At 70.5% G+C, this 20,032-nt stretch carries 17 protein-coding genes; 4 read left to right on the forward strand and 13 right to left on the reverse strand.

The features are described 5' to 3' along the window. Window positions 1-3: 3 nt before the first annotated feature. From WMF44_RS17455 to WMF44_RS17485, 7 genes are read right to left on the reverse strand one after another with little or no spacing between them, the layout of a single operon-like run. Window positions 4-918 (reverse strand): hypothetical protein, encoded by a 915-nt coding sequence (locus WMF44_RS17455; RefSeq protein WP_437300243.1) that lies wholly within the window; start codon window positions 916-918, stop codon window positions 4-6. 1 nt (window position 919) lies between these two features. Then, window positions 920-4,915: a DUF6531 domain-containing protein gene (locus tag WMF44_RS17460; RefSeq protein WP_437300244.1), complete on the reverse strand. Its 3,996-nt coding sequence runs from the start codon at window positions 4,913-4,915 to the stop codon at window positions 920-922. Between the two features lie 20 nt (window positions 4,916-4,935). Beyond that, a complete protein-coding gene (locus WMF44_RS17465; protein ID WP_437300245.1) occupies window positions 4,936-5,445 on the reverse strand; it encodes a hypothetical protein in 510 nt (169 codons plus the stop codon). Further along, a complete protein-coding gene (locus tag WMF44_RS17470) occupies window positions 5,442-7,625 on the reverse strand; it encodes a type VI secretion system Vgr family protein (protein WP_437300246.1) in 2,184 nt (727 codons plus the stop codon). Before WMF44_RS17470 ends, WMF44_RS17465 begins: the two co-directional genes overlap by 4 nt. After that, complete coding sequence (locus WMF44_RS17475) at window positions 7,622-9,823, reverse strand: type VI secretion system Vgr family protein (protein WP_437300247.1); 2,202 nt, start codon at window positions 9,821-9,823, stop codon at window positions 7,622-7,624. The genes WMF44_RS17470 and WMF44_RS17475 overlap by 4 nt, the downstream gene beginning before the upstream one ends. After that, the gene (locus WMF44_RS17480) at window positions 9,820-10,386 is read right to left on the reverse strand and encodes a hypothetical protein (RefSeq protein WP_437300248.1); all 567 of its coding nucleotides are present in this window, start codon (window positions 10,384-10,386) and stop codon (window positions 9,820-9,822) included. The genes WMF44_RS17475 and WMF44_RS17480 overlap by 4 nt, the downstream gene beginning before the upstream one ends. After that, complete coding sequence (locus WMF44_RS17485; protein WP_437300249.1) at window positions 10,373-11,332, reverse strand: DUF2169 family type VI secretion system accessory protein; 960 nt, start codon at window positions 11,330-11,332, stop codon at window positions 10,373-10,375. Before WMF44_RS17485 ends, WMF44_RS17480 begins: the two co-directional genes overlap by 14 nt. Before the next feature lie 184 nt (window positions 11,333-11,516). On the opposite strand from WMF44_RS17485, the gene WMF44_RS17490 reads away from it, so the two are divergent. Then, window positions 11,517-12,452, forward strand: a complete 936-nt coding sequence (locus WMF44_RS17490; protein ID WP_437300250.1) for a LysR family transcriptional regulator — start codon at window positions 11,517-11,519, stop codon at window positions 12,450-12,452. A 28-nt stretch (window positions 12,453-12,480) separates the two neighbouring features. On the opposite strand, the gene WMF44_RS17495 is transcribed toward WMF44_RS17490, so the two are convergent. Further along, the gene (locus tag WMF44_RS17495; protein ID WP_437300251.1) at window positions 12,481-13,818 is read right to left on the reverse strand and encodes a hypothetical protein; all 1,338 of its coding nucleotides are present in this window, start codon (window positions 13,816-13,818) and stop codon (window positions 12,481-12,483) included. A gap of 236 nt (window positions 13,819-14,054) precedes the next feature. Here WMF44_RS17495 and WMF44_RS17500 point away from each other — a divergent pair, with 236 nt between their 5' ends. Then, a complete protein-coding gene (locus WMF44_RS17500) occupies window positions 14,055-14,321 on the forward strand; it encodes a LysR substrate-binding domain-containing protein (protein WP_437300252.1) in 267 nt (88 codons plus the stop codon). A 30-nt stretch (window positions 14,322-14,351) separates the two neighbouring features. On the opposite strand, the gene WMF44_RS17505 is transcribed toward WMF44_RS17500, so the two are convergent. Further along, on the reverse strand, window positions 14,352-15,284 hold the full coding sequence (locus WMF44_RS17505) for a trypsin-like serine protease (RefSeq protein ID WP_437300253.1): 933 nt from the start codon (window positions 15,282-15,284) through the stop codon (window positions 14,352-14,354). Between the two features lie 378 nt (window positions 15,285-15,662). On the opposite strand from WMF44_RS17505, the gene WMF44_RS17510 reads away from it, so the two are divergent. Further along, entirely contained in the window at window positions 15,663-16,061 is a 399-nt protein-coding gene (locus WMF44_RS17510; protein WP_437300254.1) for a hypothetical protein, read from the forward strand. A gap of 32 nt (window positions 16,062-16,093) precedes the next feature. On the opposite strand, the gene WMF44_RS17515 is transcribed toward WMF44_RS17510, so the two are convergent. After that, window positions 16,094-16,417 (reverse strand): hypothetical protein, encoded by a 324-nt coding sequence (locus tag WMF44_RS17515; protein ID WP_437300255.1) that lies wholly within the window; start codon window positions 16,415-16,417, stop codon window positions 16,094-16,096. Between the two features lie 399 nt (window positions 16,418-16,816). Further along, complete coding sequence (locus WMF44_RS17520) at window positions 16,817-17,677, reverse strand: SDR family NAD(P)-dependent oxidoreductase (RefSeq protein WP_437300256.1); 861 nt, start codon at window positions 17,675-17,677, stop codon at window positions 16,817-16,819. Between the two features lie 183 nt (window positions 17,678-17,860). On the opposite strand from WMF44_RS17520, the gene WMF44_RS17525 reads away from it, so the two are divergent. Beyond that, window positions 17,861-18,070, forward strand: a complete 210-nt coding sequence (locus tag WMF44_RS17525; RefSeq protein WP_437300257.1) for an MbtH family protein — start codon at window positions 17,861-17,863, stop codon at window positions 18,068-18,070. A gap of 143 nt (window positions 18,071-18,213) precedes the next feature. Here WMF44_RS17525 and WMF44_RS17530 read toward each other — a convergent pair whose 3' ends face one another. Further along, window positions 18,214-18,936, reverse strand: coding sequence for a hypothetical protein (locus WMF44_RS17530; RefSeq protein ID WP_437300258.1), 723 nt, complete (start codon window positions 18,934-18,936; stop codon window positions 18,214-18,216). Between the two features lie 7 nt (window positions 18,937-18,943). Next, the gene (locus WMF44_RS17535; RefSeq protein WP_437300259.1) at window positions 18,944-20,032 is read right to left on the reverse strand and encodes a hypothetical protein; all 1,089 of its coding nucleotides are present in this window, start codon (window positions 20,030-20,032) and stop codon (window positions 18,944-18,946) included.

The raw sequence follows: 20,032 nt of genomic DNA on the forward strand, positions 1-20,032 counted from the left end.
GCGTCAGCCCGAGCGCCTTCGTTCGGCCTTCGGGGGCCGCACGAGCAGCGCGTCCATCGCGGGGCCGAAGCAACGCCATCCGTGCTTCTCCGGCCGCCAGAGCTTGCCGTCGCCGGTGAGGACGTAGCCGGTGGCGCCCAGCCGCCAGCTCGTCTGCCGATCCTCCTCGGCGAAGAGCTCTTCCTCCTGAAGATCGCGGTCGAGCCGAGGCCGCACCTGGTACAGGGGGCCGAGGTGCTCCCCGGTCGCCTGGCAATAGACCCTGTATCGGTCCGGGTGGTTCGCGGGAAAGGCTTCGGTCAGACGTGCCTCGGAGACGCCGAGGCGCGACGGAGGCCAGACGCCCGCGTCGATGAGCGTCTGCCTCGCGAAGCCGGGCGCGACGAGCTCCGCGGCGAGCCGGAGAGCGGTCAAGCTGCCGCCGTGGAACGCCGCTCCGATCTGCTGGAGCGCGCTCTTCAGCAGCGGCTCCAGGTGCCTCTCGCGCGTCACGCGGCTCAGCGCCCACCAGTCGATCAACCGGAGCCACTCTGCGCTGCGAAAGCGTCGGTCCACCGACCGGAGCTCCTTGAGCGCGCGTCCGAGGGGAGACCTCGGCGCGATCGACGGCGCGAGCGACTGCACGTGCGCTCGGTACTCCCGGAACGTCCTCGGCCGCGCCACACCATCCCATGGGACCCCGCCGGCCTCGTCCGTCGTGACCGTGTGTGGATGACCGAGCACCCGGCTCCCCTTCAGCATCACCTCACACGCGCGAGGTCCATACGTGAGGAACTGAACCTCGCAGGGAGGCCCGGAGAGCTCGCCGTCGGTGAAGAAGAAGTCCGGGAAGCCGAGCTGCTGGTAGAGCTCGATCTCCGGCGCGCGGCGCGCGGCGAGCTCGTTCATGAAGTCGACGGTGGGTCGCGGCAGGAGCATATCAATGACCCTTGTGGGCGATGAGCCTCGCCAGAGCGGCTCTGACCTGATCCATCCTCGCAGCCAGGGCCCTGTCGCTCGGGGTCCCTGTCGAGGCGCGCTGGATGCCCTCACAGAGGTTCCGGAGCAGCTGCCATCGCCAGCCCGCGTCGGTCCTCAGCCTCTCCCTCGCGGTGTTGATCTCGGTCTGCACCGGTCCAGGTCTCCTCTCGGTGCCCGTGACACGCTCGAAGGTGACGTTGCCCCTGCCGTCGGTCCGGACTCCCAGCTCGACGCCCGGGTTGTTGGTGTAGAAGTGCGTGCCTTTCCCGTCGTTCCAGTCCTGGGTACCGGGGGAGTGCGGCTGCCATGGGTCATACGCCAGACCCAGGGGATCTACCGTCTCGGTCGGCGCCCCGCCGAACGCCATCAGGTTCAACCCGCCATGGATGTTGATCGGATCCGGCGAGAGCCATCTTCCACACGCCGGCTCGAAGTACCTGAACCTCGTGGAGCAGAGGCCCGTCTCGTCGTCCGCGACCTGGCCGAGGAGCCGGAACGGGCTCTCCACGGGCGACGCGCGCGGGTCCCTCTCGACCGATACGACGTCGCCCCACGCGCCGTGATGGGCTCGCCAGGCCACGCGCCCGCGCTCATCCACGAGCTCCTTCGGCGTGCCGACCTGATCGACGACGACGCCGAAGACCATGCCCTGCTCGACCTGGAGCAGCGGCGTGAAGGTGCCGGGATCGTGCACGTGGATCCGGGATCGCGGCCCCTCGGCCGTGGCATGTCTCTCCTCGCACACGACGTCGCCGTCCCACAGGAAGTCGACCGACGCCTCCACCACCGCGCCTCCGCTCGCCCCGCCCTCGAGGGACGAGCGATCCCAGGGGGAAAGGACCGTCTTCCGGACCCGCCGGCCGAACGCGTCGTAGGTGAAGCGCACCCGCCTGCCGTCGGGGAGGACGACCTCCCTGAGCCGATCCCTGGTGTCCCAGCCGTAGATCGTCACCTCCTCGCCGCCGCCCGCGCCTCTCTCGATGCGCTGGATACGCCTGCCGCGGCCGTCGACCAGATAACGCGCGCCGCCCGCCGCTCTCAGCACGTTCCCCGGGCCGAGCGACCAGCGTCGCGCGACATCCGGTGATCCACCACCGCGCACCGCGCCCACGAGGGAGCCCGTGGGGTCGTACTCGAACGCCTCCCGCAGCCTGCCGCTCGCCGCCTCCAGCAGCTGATCCGCGCGATCGTAGCGGTACGTCGTTGTGGTGCCGCCCTGCCCGTCGGGCCCGTCGCTCACCGACGTCAGGCGGCCTGCGGTGTCATAGCCATACCGCCGCCTCACGACCAGGCTCGTGGCGCCCGCCGCTTCCGTGGAGATCACCTGCTGCTGCACGAGCCGCCCCAGGGCGTCGTGGTCGTGCTCCAGTCGAAAGGCGCCGAAGTCGCGGCGCCGCTCCCGGCCCTCCGCGTCGCGCTGGATGGATACAGCTCGTCCTTCGTGCGTGATCCCGACGAGCAGATCGTCGTCGTCATAGCGGTACTCCGTCCGCTCGCCTCCCGGCGCGATGCGCGCCGTGCGCCGGCCGCATGCGTCGACTTCGTAGCGGATGGTGCGCCCGTCCTGGCGCTCGGCGACGACCTGCCCCAGGCTGTCACGCTCGATCTCCGTCACCACCTTCGCCGTGGCGTCGGCGCAGACCGCGCGGACGATCCGCCCGAGCGCGTCGCGCTCGAACGTGATCTGGACGTCGGCCCCGCGGTCCTCCACGACGTTCCCGAGCTTGTCGTAGGCGAGCTCGCGCCATTCGCCGTCGGGATAGTCGATCCGCGCGACCCGCCCCCCACGATCGTGGCGGTACGTGATCAGCCGTCCATCGAAGGTCCGCTCCGACACCACGCGATCGGCGCGGTCGTACTCCAGGCGATAACGCTCGAGCAGCGCGTTGATGATCTCGATCGGCCGCTCGTCCGCGTCGTGCAGGAGGGCGACCACCTGCCCGTCCGGCGGGACGATCCTCGCCAGGTGCCCTGTTCCGCTGTACTCGAAGCGGGTCGTCCTGCCCGCCGCGTCGGTCGCGCTGGTGACGTTTCCCACCGGGTCGTAGCTCGCCGTCAGGCGCGTGCCGTCGGCCCGCACCAGGGCGAGCACCTGGCCGAGCCGATCGCGCTCGGTGCGCGTGACATGGCCCGACGCCTCGACCCGCGCCACGGGCCTGCCGAGCGCGTCGTGGTGGTACCAGGTCGTCTCGCCGCGCCCCGAGGTCTCCGACGCGAGGTTCCCGTGCTCATCGTAGGTGAACGTCGCGAGCGTGCCGTTCGGACCGAAGGCGCCGACGACGCGCCCGTCCGTGTCGCGCGCCAGGCTGAAGGACGCGCCCGTCGGGAGCGTGACGCTCATCAGCGCGCCATGCGCGTCGTACCGGTAGCGCATCTCGCGGCCCGCGGCGTCGATCCGCCGCACGGGCGCGTCGGCCTCGATCTCCCACGCCGTGACGTTGCCCGCCGGGTCGGTCTCCTTCACGAGGTTCCCGCGCGCGTCGTGCTCGTACGTCATCGCCTCGCCCGCGGCGTTGCCCCGGCGGATGAGGAGCCCATCACCATCGAGCTCGCGCTCCGACGCCCAGCCGCCGTCGAACGTCTCCTCGCGCACCACGATGCCGTCCTTCACGTGATATCGCCGCGCGCGGCTCGTGCCGTGGGTCCGCGCCTCGCCCTTATCGTCGTCGGTCACCAGGCGGACGTCGTGAAGGCCCCCGTCGCCCCAGGTCCGCGCGCACCGGCCGGTCTCCTCGTCGTACTCGTAGCGGAAAGAGATCCCGTTCCGCGCCGTCGTCTTCACCATGCGGTGCAGACCGTCGTATTCCCATCGCTTGACGTGCGAGAGCGCATTGGTGTGGGAGGCGAGCGTCCCCTCGACATGATAGTCGTAATCGAACCAGGTCTCTAGCGCAGGCGCCCCGTCGCTCCCCGGGGCGCGCGCCCAGACCTCGACGCGGACCACGCGGCCTTTTTCGGTGCTCATCACACGGACGTCGCGGCCGCAGCTGTCGGCGATGCGCACGAGCGAGCTCCCGCGGTACTCGAGCTCGATCCGGTGCTGGTACGGATCGGTGATCGCGGCGAGCGCGAAGCGGCCGTTCGGCAGCGCGCTGAACTCCCGCACGAGCCGGTCTTTCAGGCTCCGGACCTGGTAGCGCTTGCCCACGGCGCGGAGCTCCAGGCGCCGGCCCCGGTGGAAGCTGCCCCCGTCCGGCGGCGGGACGGCGAAGTCGACCGGCAGCCCCTCCTCGTCGTGGAGCCGGATCACCCGCTCGCTCGGCTGTATCCACTGCTCGAAGGAGTGCACCCACCCCCCCTTGCCGAGCGCCGTCGTCCTCCTGTGGTAGCCCGACGAGTACGTCCTCCGCCACACCAGCTCGATCGGTCCGGGCAGCCTCAGGTCCGTGCCCTCGTCGACAACGAAGCCGGTGCCGACGTCGATCGGATCACCGACGTTCGTCTGGTTGGCGCGCTCGGGGTGGAACGCGCGATAGTACTCCTCGTTGACCCTGTGCGCGTGAGCGGTCGACTTCGACGCACGGGCGAGATCGACCTTGTTGAGCAGGGGAACGACCATCTGAGCGATGCTCTGCTCGGCGGTCAGCACGTTCATGTTCACGAGATCGCCGGTCCCGCACACGTTCTTGCCGGCCGCCTTCACGACCATCGAGCCGGTCTTCATGACGGCGATCTTCGTGTCGGCGTGCGTCACGAGGTCGCCGCCGGCGGTCTTCGACGGCGCGTTCGCGGGCGGATCGACGTTCATCTGGCTGCCCTCGACCAGCGCCTGCGTGTCCCAGATCCAGTAGCTGGAGTTGTGCTCCGTCCCGGTCTTGTTGGCGCTGCGCGCCGTGTACAGGAACGGCGTCGGGACGGGGGGCGCCGGCGGGCTGACCGGGCTGATGGCGCCGGGCGCGACAGCGCCGTGGCCGCTCTTCTTGGTGGCGATCTCCTTCTTGCCGACGCTGCTCATCGTCGCTCCGGCGGCCTCGCCTACGGGATCTCGACGTGCGCGCTCGCCAGCCGCACCTCGCGCGGGGCGTCCACGGTCACGGCGTCGGCCGACAGCTTCACGCGGCCGTCGGCCGACAGCTCCAGCCGCGACTTGCCCGCCTTGAGCACGAGCCTCCGCGGCGCTTCCACGACGATCTCCTCCGCCCTGCGCTCCCTCGTCTGGAGCGCGCCGAAGATCACCGCGTCGTCGCCGACCATCCCCACGAGGACGACGCCCTGCTCGGCGAGGCACCTGTCGGCGAGCTCGAGATCCACCTCCGGCAGCACCCCGACCTCGCGCGGCTCTCCGCCGAAGAGCGAGGCCTCGTACCGCCCCTCCGCGAGCTTCCTGAGCAGCTTCGCGAAATGGGCTCCGCCGCCGAGCGGCGGCGCCGCCTCCGCGCGGCGGCCGAGCTTCACCACCTTGCCCGGCCCGGCCTTGCGCGCGGCGCCCTTGCTCGGCGCAGGCCGCGCGCTCGCGCCCTGGTTCATGGTCCTCGTCGCCCTCATTTGACCTCCTCCCTCGTCGTCACGACGCTCGTCGAATCGCCCTTGAGCTTTCCCTTCACCGTGATCGACGCCGGCGTGATCGTGACCGTGACGCCGCCCGCCTTGAGCACGATCCTCGACTTCGCCTTGAAGGACACGTCGGCTCCCTTGGCCCGGATGGCCCCGCCCGCCTTGAGCTTCACGATGGGAGCCCCCACCGTGAAATCCGCGCCGGCGTGCGCTCTGTACAGCCCCGCGTAGGTCTCCGAGAGCACCGACGCGTTGATCGACACGCTCCTCGCGCTCACCGAGAGGGGCCCGCCGGCGGTCAGGGTGCTGGCGCCGAGCACGCCGGTGGACGCCGTGATGCCGCCGATCTCGGTCCACGTGCCGCCCACGGCGATGGTCGAGGCGCCTGTCACGTGGCGGTTCGTCCCCTGGATCGCGACGACGTTCTCCGCGGCCCCGACGATGCGGCTGACGGTGGCCGCCTTCATCTCGTAATCGCCCCCCACCGTGAGCTTCCGCGTCGCGCCCACGCTGACGCTCTCGCTCGCGGCGAAGATCCCGAGCGCGCCCGTCGTCGTCACGTCGCGATTGCCACCCACCGAGTACGTCTGGGCAGATTTCACCGCTGTCACTTGCTGCAAGGTCACCGTGCTCGTGTGGTTGCCCCCGACGACGTTCTCCTCGTCGGCCGTCACGCTGACGACCTTGTCGTTCTCGGTCCTCTCGTTCGCGTCCTTCGACGCAGCGAAGTGCATCCCCTCGTTGCCCGCGGCGTCGTCGAACCGGATCTGGTTCTGCTTCCCGCTCCCCCCGGTGCTCTGGGTCCCCCAGTTCGACCGCACCTTCTGCTTCGGCAGGCTCTCGGCGGGGGGCGCGTGCCCGTTGTCGAGGCGCCCGAGCGACAGCGGGGTATCCCCCGTCGGCGCAGGATCGTTCATGAACCCGACGAGCACCTCCCAGCCGACCCGCGGCAGGAAGAACCCACCGCTCAAGGGCGGCTGCATCGGCCGGACCCACGCGCTCGCCGTGTCGTCGTCGGGTGAGAGGCGATCCCAGCGGAAGCGCGCCTTGACCCGCCCCTGCGGGTCGGTGTGGATCTCCGCGCCCGGCGGCCCCATGATCGTCATCGTCTGGAGCCCGCCCAGCCCCTTCGCCGGCTGTCGCCTCGGCCGCACGGGCCGCGCCGCGGGGACCGCTGTGAACTCGGCCTCATAACGCAGATCGCCCGGGCCGTTCGCGGCGAAGTCGCGCCCCTGGTGTCGCACCTCCAGGACGCGAAAGCGCCCGTTCTCATCGTCCCGCGGGGCGCCCTCGAGCTCCACGATGTACCCCACCGCGACATGCCGGCAGGTCGTGCGCGCCCGGAGGATCACGCCTTCGGTCTGCTCCTCCTCCAGGAGGAGCCGCGCCCGCGAGGCGCCTGCCTCGGGCGAGCGATGGTGTCCAGGGTACGCGAAGCGCTGAAAGCGCTGCCCACCCACCGACGCCGCCTGATCGACCGCGGGATGATCGGGATCGTGGTCGGACACCGCGACGCCATCGTGCGTCACGCGGTGCAGCAGCCGCAGATCCGTGACCACCTCGCCCGTCGTCAGCCCTCCGTCGTGCGCCACCGTGACGCGCGCGCCGCCCGGGAGATCGTGGCAGGCCGAGTCGTCCTGGCCGAACACCACCACGTCTTCCGACTCCTGGTGCTCGACCCACAGCGATATCCCGTCCTCGGCGAGGATCCGCCGCACGAACGCGAGAACGGACTCGAAGGCCTGGACGCACTGGACCCGCGGCTCGGGTCGGGTCGCCACGCGGACGTCGAGGGCGAGGCCTGCCTCGCGCAGCAGCCCCTCGGCGATGGCGACAGAGTCCTGCTCCAGGAAGATACGGTGATCCGATCCGTCCTCGAGCGGCATGAGGCGCGGAACGATCGTCAGCAGCGCGCCTTGCCCCGCGCTCTCGATGACGTCGACGACCCCGTGAAACCTCCGCGGGACGTCGCGCAGCGCGTCCTTCGGCGTGATCTCCAGCGTCGCCTTCTTGCCGAGCAGCTCGTCGGGGACGAGCGCCTCGTCCCGCCCTGGAGCGACGCGCGCGAGGACACACACGCTGCCGCCGACATGCGTCCGCTCGTGGGCATCGAACGACTGGACCGAGAGCGGCGGGGCCCCCTCGATGGTCAGATCGAACGCGGCCCTCACGGCCCCACCTCGACCTTGTCGTTCTTCTTGACCGTCGGCGCGTCGAGCTTGACGGTGGACGTCGACTTCATCGCCCCGGCGAGCTTCATCGTGCTCCCCCCGTTCGCGGTGAGCGTCGCAGCCTTGACGGAGATCGTGCTCGCCTCGAACACGACCTTGCCGCCGCCCTCGATCGACAGGACACCGCCCGCCTGGAGGGTCGCCCGGGCGCCCGCGTTGAAGGCCAGCTTGGCGTTCGCGCTCTCGTTCGCCGCCCCGGCGGTGACGCTCTTTCGACCCATGGTCCCGTCGGCGTACGCGAGGCCGGCCGTGAAGCTGCGGGCGCCGCTCACGACCTCGGTCCGCGCGCCCGCCACCGACTGGTTGCTCCCGAGCCCCGCCGTCGTCGAGAGCGCCGCGCCGATGACCTGCGTGAACGCCCCCTGGATCTTCGCGTTGTACTCGTTGCAGCGCAGGCTGTAGAGGGCGCCTATCTGCTCGACGTAAGCGCCGTCGACGGTCGTCTTGTAGGTGCCCGTCACGCCGATGTTCTCGCTGCCGCCGATGCTCTCCGAGCGCGCCCCCTTGACGACGATGTTCCCGTCGGCGCCCACGACGATGGACTGGTCGCCCCCGATCGTCGTCGTCTGCGCGCCGTCGACGAGGAGCTGTTGCCCCTTCTGCACGGTGTCCAGCCGGTTCGCCCCGACCTTGATCGCGTGAGCGCCGCCGACAGATACCGTCTGATCCCTCGTCGCGTGGACGAAGGTCTCCTCGCTCCCCCCGTCGTCGCCCATCCGGATCTCCTGCGTCGTCCCGTCGCTCGGCGAGGTGGCCGATTGCAGCGTGCTCGTCGCGCGCCTGTCGGGCAGCCCGTAGGGCGGCGCGGCCCCGCCGTTGTAGACTCGCCCGAGGACGAAGGGCCGGTCCGGATCGCCGTTCTCGTAGATGACCGGGACCTCCCACCCGACGCGGGGCAGCATCTGCGGCGTCGTGAGGTTCATCTGGAGCGCTCGGACCCAGCGTGAGCTCTTGTCGTCGCCCACGCCCGAGCGATCCCAGAAGAAGCGCACCTTGATGCGACCGAGATCGTCGACGTGGATCTCGTCCCCCGCAGGGCCGGTGACGATCGCGCTCTCGATCCCTGCCACGATCGGCCGTGAGCGCGGTACCCCGGGCCGGTACGGCGCGTCCGGGGCGAAGGGGACGAGGGTGGCGCGATTGCGGTACGGCGTGCCCCGGGGCTGCTCCCGTGAGGCTTGCTCGAGCTCGTGCTCCACCGCGGTGATCAGGAACCTGCCCGAGAAGCAGGCGTCCGCGGCGCCGGTGATCTGCACGACCCGCCCGGCGCGGAGCCGCGCGTTGCCGCTCTCGCCCACCAGCGTCGAGCGATGGCGGCGGAGCTGCTCGAGGCGGACCTTGGCCCGCGCGGTCGCCGCCTTCGATATCATGAGGTTCGAGGGATACTCGAAGACCTCGAGCGCGCCTTCGCCTGCCTCGCCGTCCACGGGCACGCCGGGGTTCTGCACGTTGATGTCGCGCAGGCTCGCCCTCGTCGAGGCGATGGACCAGCTTCGCCGCAGGGCATGGAAGGCAAACGCCATCGAGCTCCTGCCGCTCGCGTCCTCGAACGGCACGACGGGGCTCGGCCCTTCGATCCCTTCATGGGAGCTCGGGTGATCGCCGAAGACGAGGAGCGGGGCGTCGTCGTCTCGATCGAGCCAGTGGTTGATGCCTTCGTCGGCGAGCAGGCGCGCGATGAACGCCCACTCGCTCTCTCCGTACTGCACCGTGTAGTCTCGCTTCGCGTACTGCCCGGCGAGGCGCCACTTCACCTGGGCGGCGGGGATGCCCGCGCGGAGCAGGAGCTCGGCCACGATCTCCTGGGTGGTCTTGTCCTGGAAGATCGCGTGGCTCACGCGCAGGGCGAGGCGCTCGGCCGCGGGCCCGAGCGTGATGCGATAGCGGTCGCTGCCGCGAAAATGGCCGCCGTGGGAGGCCTCGAGCGCGATCAGGTGGAACGTCGTCGTGTGTCCGCTCCCGTCGGCCAGCCCGAGGGTCGCGTCCTTGTCGACGAGCGCCGCCGGGTCGATGTGCGGGTCGGGGTGCAGGACATCGACGACGAAGGCGCCGAGCTCGTTCATGGCTTCACGCCCGCGGACCCGTACGATCTCCGCGCCCTCGAGCCCGTCGAGCCGGAGCTCTGCCTGGTTGATCACGGGCGCTCCTCCGCCGGTGGGAAGACGAACGGAGACACGGTGAGCGCGGGCAGGGGCGCGAGCGGCCCCGACATCACCGCTTCGGCCAGGGCGACGAGCTCGGGCTCGGCCTCGACCAGCCGCCCGCGCCAGAGGCGCGCGAGGCGCAGCTCGTCACCCCGGGTGAGCCCCGCGCGGCGGGCGAGCTCGCCCGGATCGTCGGCCTCGAGCGCGTGGCGTTGAAACGTCATCCAGGCGCCGAACTCCCGGTCGAGCGGGTCGACGGCCCGCGCCCAGAGCGAGAGCGCTCGGCCGATGGCGTCTTCGTACAGCGCGTCGAAGCCGCCGTCCTCGCCCGCGAGCGCGTCGGCCACTCGTTCGCTCCAGAGCTCCTCGGCCCGCGCGAACGCGCGTCGCGGCACGCCGAGCCATTCCAGCACGGCGGGGACGGGGAGCCCGTCGAGCTGCGCCGCTTCCACGACGAGGTAGTGCGCGATGGAGACCCCCTCGATGGGAGCGCGGAGCGCTGCGGGGATCCGCCCGTCGGCGGGCACGGAGAGCAGGAGGGCGTCACGCGTCGACATCGAGCCGCGCCTCCCGGAGCATCGTGTCGCCCCTGCCGAGCGGGACGACGCGCCGGAACGTGAGCTCGACGCGCGCCGTGTCGGGCTCGAGGACGGCCGTGTCGAGCGCGAGGGGCAGGGACACCGCCCGCCCCGTCGCCCGGCGGAGGTGCGCGACGATCGCGAGCTCGGGAATGGTCACGTCGAACAGCCCCTCTGGACACAGCCCGTGTGTGGCGATGACGTCGCCCGCCGCGAGCGGCCGATCCAGCTGCAAACCGGGATGAGCGACGTGATAGAAGCGTCGATCGAAGTCGAGCGGCGGCAGCGGCATGCGCTCGCGCTGCCACGCCGCGTCCATCGTCCCCGACAGCGCGCGCCGCGGCAGCCACCACATCGCGATGGCGCCGAATCCGGCCGGAGGCGTCGCGTCCGTGCCCGTGACGGGGTGCGCGGGATCCTCGATGCACGGGGCCGGGGATCCATCGAGCTCCGACGTCGATCTGTGGGCGCCGCGCCCCACGGGGTTGTGCCACTCCACGACGGTGCCGTCCTTCGATGTCCCTCCGTACGCGCGCTCGTAGGTGATCGCGGCGCGCTCGAACGGCGCTGCCGGGGAGATCTTGATGCCGAGGCCGCTCTTGTAGAAGACCCGCTCGCCGTGCACGGTGAGCGACATCGAGCGGCCCGGCGCGCGAACGGCGACGTCGAGGCTGCTGACGGCCTTCGAGGAGACCGCGCTGCCGACGATCACGACGTCTGCCCCCGGCTTCTCGCAGCAGACGTCGCTGGGGTAACGAATGCTCGACTCACGGCCGTCCCGGACGGCCGCCTCGTCCGTCGGCACGTCGTTGAGGCGAAGGGGAGCTTGCTCCTCCAGGAGCACGAGCGTGGGACCGCGCCTGGCGAAGGTGGCCTTGGCCAGAAGGATGACGACGTCGACACCCCGCTCATCGTGCAGGGGCACGGCCAGAGCAGCAACCGGTGTGGCGTTCGCAAACATTCCGCGGCTCCTCGGAACGTATCGGAACGTGAGGCATGGCATCAAGAATCGAGAGAATGAATCCAGCTAGGCCAATGGCTGGATCGAGCCATCCGGGGCGCGGTAGTCCGCGCGAGGGAACGTCACCTGTGCTATTTCGGCACAGATCATGATCTCGCTCGCCGCGATCGAGCTGCTCGTCGCCACCGTCGAGACCGGCAGCTTTTCGGGCGCCGCGCGCCGGCTCGGCGTCACGCCGTCCGCGGTGAGCCGGCGCGTGATGCGCCTCGAGCAGGAGCTCGGCGTGGCGCTGCTGGCGCGCACGACGCGGTCGCTCCGCCTGACGGACGACGGGCAGGCCTTCTACGCGCGCTGCGTCCGCATCGTCGAGGAGCTAGGGGAGGCGACCGAGGCGATCGCGCGCGCGAGCAAGAAGCCGGTGGGGCTCCTGCGCGTCGACGCGCCGGTGGCGCTCGGACGGGACGTGATCGCGCCGGGCCTGCCGCGCTTCGCGGCGCGCTACCCCGACGTCCGGATCAACCTGACGCTGCGCGATCAGCACGTCGACCCCGTGGCCGAGGGGCTCGACCTGCTCGTGCGCATCGGCCCGCTCGGCGACTCGAGCCTCGTCGCGCGCCGGCTCGGCGCGAGCCGCCTCGTCCACTGCGCGGCGCCGTCGTACATCGCGCGGCGCGGCGCGCCCGCGACGCCGGCCGATCTCGCGCGCCACGACTGCGTCGGGTACCTGCGCGACGGGCGGCCCGCGGGGTTCCGCTTCCTGACCGGAGACGGCGACGCCGTGCTCGAGGTGCCCATCTCCGGGCCGTTCCACGCGAACGACGTGGATGTCCTGAGGCGCCTCGCGATCGCCGGGAGCGGGATCATCGCGATGTTCGACTTCCTCGCGAAGGAAGCGCTGGCCGAGGGGACGCTGGTGACCGTGCTCGACGAGTTTCCGACGACGACCTGGCCGATTCACGCGCTCTACCCGAAGAACCGGCACCTCTTGCCGAAGGTGCGCGTGTTCGTCGATTTTCTCGCGGAGATCTTCGCTCCACCCTCGCCCGAGCGCCGGGGAGAGCGCCGGCGGAGCGGGCGGCGTTGAGCGCCCCCTCGCGGGGCCGCCGGCGCTGTCAGAACTGGTAGAGCCCGCCGGCCTCGACGCCCCAGCCCGTGCGGTCGGCGTCATGCTGCGCCGCGTCCGTCGGATCGAGCTTGTGGCGCGTCAGCAACAGGGAGGGCTCGAGCACGATGGAGAGCCCCTTCATGGGCGCGAAGGCATACCCCGCGCGCAGGGTCACGTTGCGCTCGATGCCGGGACCATTGGCGCCCACGCGCGCGGGCGCGGTGGCCGGCGTGCCGCCCGCCGCGGGGGTTCCGGGCGTGTAGCCGAGCTGCATCTCGTCGGTGCTGAGCACCATCGCGGTCCCGGCGACGAGGTGCAAAGAGTGCTTGTCGAACGTGACCTTGCCCGACACCCAGCCGCCTACCTCGGCGACGTCGTCCGTGCGATAGCCCTGCCCGAGCGTCAGGAGGCCCAGGTTGGCGAGGTTCTTCCCGCCGTACGCTTCGGCCCGCACGTTCAGCGAGCCGCTCGTGATCTCGCCGAACAGGTTGCCGCCGAGCGCCAGCCGCCCCTCTTCGGTCGGCAGGTTCGCGTCGAAGGCGAGCCGCGTGCCGATCACCGAGGCGCCCACCCACGCTGTCTTCTCGGCGCGATAGCTCGCGCGCAGCGAGACGGTCGGCGTGCGCGAGTACTCGACGTTGTTGAGGATGGCCGAGACGTTCTGGCTGACCAGACCGAGCGCGGCGCCCACCTCGAGGCTGCCGGCGTTCGCCAGGTAGATGAACTGGTGGCGCACGAAGCCCGAGTTTCCGGACTGAAACATCCCACCTACGAGGTTGTACGTGTGCGTGTTCAGCGGCGAGAACAGATCCCATGTCTGGCCGAGCGTCAGCTTGTGCCCGTCGGCGGGAGTCCAGTCCAGGAACGCCTGACGCACGCGAAGGCTCGTCCCCTGGGCCGGAGAGGACTTGCCGAAATCGATGAAATCGACCTCGACCTGCCCCTTCACGGGCGTGCCCTCCCCGACGGCCACGCCAAGGCGCGTCTGCTGCGCCTGAAAGGTGAGGCCCACGGCGTCCGGATCGGCGAGGAACAGCGGGTTCACCGCGGCCGTCGGGGCGGTGTAGTTCGGGTTGCCGAAGGACTCGAGGCCGTTCCCCACGACGACGGTGGGCTTGACGATCCCGTAGACACGAACGAGAGGCTTGTCATCGGCCTTCTTCTGCTCGACAGGCGGCGGAGGAGGCTCGGGACGGGGCTCCTCCACGGGCGCCGGCGCGGCCGCGCCCGGCGCAGCCTGCGGAGCCGGCTCCACCGGCTGCGCGTTGCTCGTGGCCGGCGCAGCGATCCCGGCCAGCGAGAGAGAGACGACAAGGGTTGCGCTGGGCGTCTTCCAGGTGCTCATGATCAATCTCCTCCGGCGGTGAATCGGGTACACGGGTTCACGTTCCGACATCCACGATGGCCGCATCGGCGCCGCCTTCGACCACGCCATTCGTCATGTCGGTATTCACGTGGGTCTCCCGAGAGCACGGTCCGCGCAAAGTGGTTTTCAATAAACCAATAATTTTGTTGTGGGCTGGGAATGACGGGACACCATATTACCGATCCGTCGGGCTGCCAAGAAACACGCCGAACGACGTGGGCGTCCTGAGCCACCTCGCGATCGTCGTGAGCGGGATGATCGCGATGCTCGACTTCCTCGCGAAGCACGCGCTGGCTGACGGGACGCTCGTGACCGTGCTCGACGAATTCGCGACGGCGACCTGGCCGATTCACGCGCTGTACCCGAAGAATCGGCACCTCTTGCCGAAGGTGCGCGTGTTCGTCGATTTTCTCGCGGAGATCTTCGCGCCATCAGGGCCGCCGCGCCGGGGCTCTCCCCGGCGCAGCGGCCGGCGCGCGTGAGGCGCCGCGGTGCGCGGGTGCCTGGTATCGCTACAGCCCGCCCATGCGAGATACGACCGTGCGTTGCTCCGGCGGGATGACGCTTTGGACCCAGTTGAAGAAGTACTCCGATGCCGTCGCGTGCTCGAGGTGCGTGGAGGAATGCGGGATGACGTTCTCGGCGCTGTCGAAGCTGTTCACGCTCACGAGCCAACCCCGGATCGCGCTGCTGCCCGAGGGTCTCCAGAAGCAGCCACCTCCCTCGTCGGTCTGGGCCAGCCTCTGCCCGGCGGCGTTGGTTCGGTACACGTACCACGGTGTGCCGGCGAGGAGGTCGGCGTCGTCCTGGAGGAAGTCGGCGCTGCCTGCGCTCCCGGAGAGGAAATAGCTGCCGCCCGCTGTCCGCGGGCCGTTGCTGACGCAGTGGATGTTCCTGTCGGCCGGCGACAGCCCGCGCGGGAAGGAGCTCAGGATCGACGACACCACGCAGCCGTGCGTGGCGTCGACCCGGGGGCATGGCAGGTTGATATCGTTCGTCTGGCCGAGCACCGGCGCGGCGAGGTGCAAGAGCGCCACATCGGGGGCGCCCGTCCAGGCCGAGCTCGGCCTGCCGTTCCAGCCTGGCACCACGTGCACGCTGGAAACGGTGCCGGCGCCGGACACGGAGATGTTGGCCGGAGGGAGCGGGACGCCACCACGAAGATCCGAGACGCAGTGCGCCGCGGTGAGGACCCAGGCGCTCGCGACCAGCGTCCCGGTGCAGCGCGTAGGGACGAAGTACGTGTTTTCGTTCGGTACGATGTTGATGAGCAGGCTCACGGCGCGATACGCGGCGTTCGGGTCGGTGGCGCTATTGATGATGGCCTCCTCCGACTCTCCGGTGAGCTCTGCGGCTTCTTCATCGTCCGTGCCCACCGCGCAGCCCAGGGCGCTGGACGACATCAACAGGGCGCCGAGCACGAGCATCATCTTCTTCGTCGTCATGGGTCTTCTCCTCGATTCACCGACGAGCGTCGTCGCACCGTCGAGCGGCCGAATTGCCGGTCCTCGGCGGGCAGGGAAGGATTGAACGTTCGTCGCTGACCGGTTCGGTCAGGTGATGCCGGCTCTACGCGCGGAGGATCTTTCGGTTTCACGGATTCACGGAGGCCCGCATGCCTCCTTGTGAGAGACCGCCGCGACGGGGCTGGCCGCCCCTGGCGCGGCGACGTCGGTGCTCCGGCCCCCCTCGGTGTTCGGGCCCAGACGGCCGACGTGCACCACGGGCACATCGCGCCCGCACGGAGCAGCGCCCGCGGTCCGCGCCTTGACAGCCAGGAGAGGCGCTGCGATTCCCCCGGACGGACCTCGCAAGGACCGACGTTGAGCGCGCGCATCATCCTGGTCCGTCACGGCCGCTCGGGGCACGTCCACACCGGCTGGATCGACGCCGCCGGGCTCCAGCGCTGGCGCGACGCCTACGACGCCGCGGGCCTGGCGCCCGGGGAGCTCCCGCCGCCGGCGCTCCGGCGCCTGGCGACGCAGGCGGGCGTGGTGGTCGCGAGCGATCTACCGCGCGCCCGCGCCTCGGCCGAGCTGCTCGTCCCAGGCGTCGAGATCGCCACGTCGGCGCTGCTGCGCGAGGTGGACCAGCCGTCGCCGCCGCTCGGCAACTCGCTCGGCAACGCGCGGGCGCCGCTCGCTGTCTGGGCGCTCGCCTCCGCGCGATACGCCCACTGGAGCGCGTGGACGCTGATCGACAGGCGTCCATCCGGATCGTAGCTCCCCGCCAGCCGCGCGGGCCAACCCAGGGACTAGACCGTGCCGTCCGGCGCGCGCTGGCGGAGCGCGTCCTCCAGCGCGCGCTCGAACACCGCGCGCGACGGATGGACGGTCAGCTTCCGGATGGCGGTATTCGCGATCTGAACCCCGAAGATGACCACCCTGGATTGGAGCAGGAAGTGACCTCCCTCGACCGCATGGAGGACGGAAATCGTCGCCGCGGTCAGCCGCGTGCGCGTCACGTGCTCGTAATCGGTCATCGCCTCCCAGTCATTGAAGACCAGCACTCGGCCCTCCGCGGCGACCCGCCGCAACAACACTTCCTCGATCGCCGCGGCTCCCGCCTCCACCAGCACCCCGGTGACACACGTGACCATCAGCGCCGGCGCGGGACACCAGATCTTTACCGTGCCCTCGTTGCACCAGTGGGTCTGAAGCGGACGGGCAGGGAGCGGGACCATACAGCTGGCGGGTAGACTGGGCCGCGGGCGACCGTTCGTCGAGGACCTCGTCGCAAGATCTGCATCCAGAGGAGGAGCAGCGCAACGGGCCAGCATCTCTGCGCTGTTGTGTTGTGAGGAGCCCGACCATCACGCGAAGTGAAACATTCAATTCGGGCGGCTGAAAACAACCTGTGCAGTTCGCCTGTTACAGCGACGGATTACAGCGACGGATTACAGCGACGGATCTTTATGCTGCCCGGGACCGAGCCCGCCTCGCTTGCGCGCGGCGCGCGCTCCGGGCAGCCCGCCCCGTCAGGGCTTCGCGGCGCCCGCCATGAACGCGGCGAACGCCTCGGCGTACTCTGGGTGCCAGCGCGACAGCGCAGGTCGGTTCTGGATCAGGTCGTCGACCGCCCACTGCACGCGGCGCTCGTCCATCTCGCGCGTCACCGCGTTGTCGGGACAGAGCAGATAGAAGTCGCCCCGGGCCATGCCGCCGATCATCCGATCCACCACCTGATCGGCGGTCCATGCCTCCGCGGGCTTCTCCGGGCCTCGCGCGGTCATCCCGGTGAACGTGTAGCCCGGGATCAGGAGGTGCGCGGTGATCTTGCAGCCCGCCACGTTGCGCAGCTCGTGGGCGAGCTGCTCTGTCAGCACCTTCACGCCGGCCTTCGAGACGTTGTAGGCAGCGTCGCCGGGCGGGGTGGTGATGCCCTGCTTCGAGCCCGTGTTGACGATGGCGCACGGGGTGCCCTGCGCGATCATCACCTCGGTGAACGCCTGCACGCCGTGGATGACGCCCCACAGGTTGACCTCGATGAGCCGCCGCCAGCGCTCGATGTCCTTCCACGGCTTGCCGCCGCCGCCGACTCCGGCGTTGTTCATCAGGACCGCCACCTCGCCGAACGCGTCGTAGGCGGCCTGCTTCAACCGATGCACGTCCTCGAGCCTGGCGACGTCGGTCGGCACCGCGCGCACGTCGGCCTGGCCGCCGGGCGCGGCGGCCGCGACGCGCCCGGCGGCCTCGTGCAGCGCCGGTCCGTCCAGGTCGGCGAGACAGACCTTCATGCCCATGCGCGCGAAGCGCTCGGCGGCCGCGAGGCCGATGCCGCTGGCGGCGCCGGTCACCACGGCGGCGCGGCCAGGTGTCAATGCGGGATGGTCATTCACAGCAGATCTCCGTCATGTGTTGATGGCGCGCCGCCTCTGGCGCGGCGATCGGGGCGAGCATAGGGGGCGCCGGCGGGGCCGGCCACGGCCATCCGGCGTGAAGTGACCACCTCCACGAATGGCTTGCATGTCACCGCAGCCGCTCCTACCATGCGCGCTGGCCGACAGCCGCGCAGGTGCACGATGAGCGACTCCGAGGACAGCGAGACCATCTTCCGGGTGGTCGTCAATCACGAAGAGCAGTACTCGATCTGGCCGGCGACCCGTGATCTGCCGCTCGGCTGGCGTGCCGAGGGCACCGAGGGGACGCGCGCGGCGTGCCTCCAGCACATCGAGAAGGTCTGGACCGACATGCGGCCGCTGAGCCTGCGCCAGGCCATGGACGGTCAATGAACGCCGTCCCGCGCGCGCGCTCCGGCCGCCCTCTCGGCCCTTGACGGGGCGCGTCCCGCCGGCTGGAGCTCGCGCCCGGCGGCCGCTCCCCGCGTGCGTGCTCCAGCTCCAGCTCCAGGGCGCGCGCGCGCCGCGAGGCCGCCTCAGCCCGCCACCCATCCGATCATCAGTCGACCGACGGCGAGGATCACCAGCAGACTGACCGCGAAGCAGCCGAGTCCCGGGCGCTTGCCGTCATCGCCTGCTCCTGCCACCTGCAGGCTCACCGCGCCGGGAGGATCCGGGCACTTTTTTTTTACGGTGGGCACCCGCTTCCACTGCGCGGGCGCGGCTTCGCCTTCGAGCAGCGCCACAGGGGGCGTGTGCTTCACGATCGCCATCGCGCGCGCCGCCCGGCTCTCCGGAACACCCCGCCTCGACGCGCGGATCGCCGCCTCGGGCAGCCCGAACACCTCGCCGGAGCCGTACGTCCCCGCGAGGCCCTCGAGCACGCGAAGGTGCCAGTCGGCGGGGATCGCCCCGGGCAGCGCCTCGATCGCCTCCTCCGGGATCGGCGGGAACCACACGGCGAAGTGCTGGACCTGCCTTCCGGTCCAGTCCTTCCGCGCCGGATCGAGGAACCGCGTCGCCACGTAGGGAAACACGAGAGGGCCTCTCGACCCGGGCTCGTCGATCTCGAGCAGGCCATAACGGAGCTCTCCGGCGCTCGCGTCGGCGTCGCCGATCATGGCCTCGAGCGCCGTGAGCCAGGCGGGGAGGGCCGGGATCTCGGGCACGCAGATGAACTCGTAGTCCCAGTGCTCGCCGCGCGTCCTCCAGAGGAGGCGCGATGTCTCGACGACGGACGCTGGCGCGGGCGCGAGCATGGCTGTCCTACTGGTTCTGGTGGTAGGCCCGCGCCCCCTCGTCGTTGCGCAGGGCCGCGGCCATCGCGCTCAGGACCGCCGTGAACGCGTCGCCCCTCCGGATCGCGCCCTCGCGGGTCTTCTGGAGCCTGTCGAGCCGCGTTGTCGCGAAGTCCTTGATCGAGACGAACCGCAGGATCTTGCTCACGATCTGGTATCGCTTCGGGAGGAAGTCGTCGAGGGAGTCGACGAACGTGACAAGATCGCGCAGCCCCTGGAAGAACGTCTCGCCAGCCGATCTCTCCTTCCGCGTGGCCTGCGCCTCGCGGACCGCGCCCTCGACGGTGCTCACAAGGACCGCGGGCGCGAGCGTGCGCACGCCGAGCGAGGTGCCCGGGTCGACCTGCGCGTCGGCGTCGACCGGCGCGGCGACCGACGAGAGCAGCATGAACCGGTGGCCGAACGCGCGCTCGGCGCGGAGCACGGCGCAGAGCTTCGCGAGCTGATCGTCGGCGTCGCGGCACACCTCGCGCTCGAAGTCGCTCGCGCTGTACTCCGGCGGGAACAGGTCGGCCTTGCTGAGGGCGAGGATCCACTCGCGCGGGAAGCTCACCTCGTCGCCCGTGGCGGCGCTGGTCCGGCGCAGCCGGTCGCACTCGTCGGCGAAGTGCTCGAAGAGCCACCGGATGTAGCTTGTCCCCTCGCTCCGGTACTTCGCGCCGTCCGCAAGGAGGATCCCCACGTGGCTCATGCCGAGCTTGAGCAGGCCCTGGCGCATCGCCTCCCGCTCTTCGGCGTCGATCGGCTCGTCCTCCCACCAGCGCCCGGGGTAGTCGTACCAGTGGATGCGGACCGCCGCCTCCGGCAGGTCCCTCGGGAAGAAGTCGAACTCGTACGCGTCGAAGCGCGTGCTGCCGTCCGGGAACCTGCCCTCTTCGAGGCGGTAGAAGCGCCCGAGGAGCTGGTTGCCCTGCGCCTTGTTGACCGCCTGGATCTTGTACGCGTGCTCGATCTGAAACGAGGGCTGCGTCTGCGCCCGGTAGAAGGCCGCCAGGAGGACCGTCTTGCCGGCGCCGGAGGCGCCGAACAGGGCGACGTGCAGATCGAGCGGCGGCAT

The organism is Sorangium sp. So ce426 (assembly GCF_051475585.1).
GTDB classification, from domain to species: Bacteria; Myxococcota_A; Polyangia; order Polyangiales; family Polyangiaceae; genus Sorangium; species Sorangium cellulosum_B.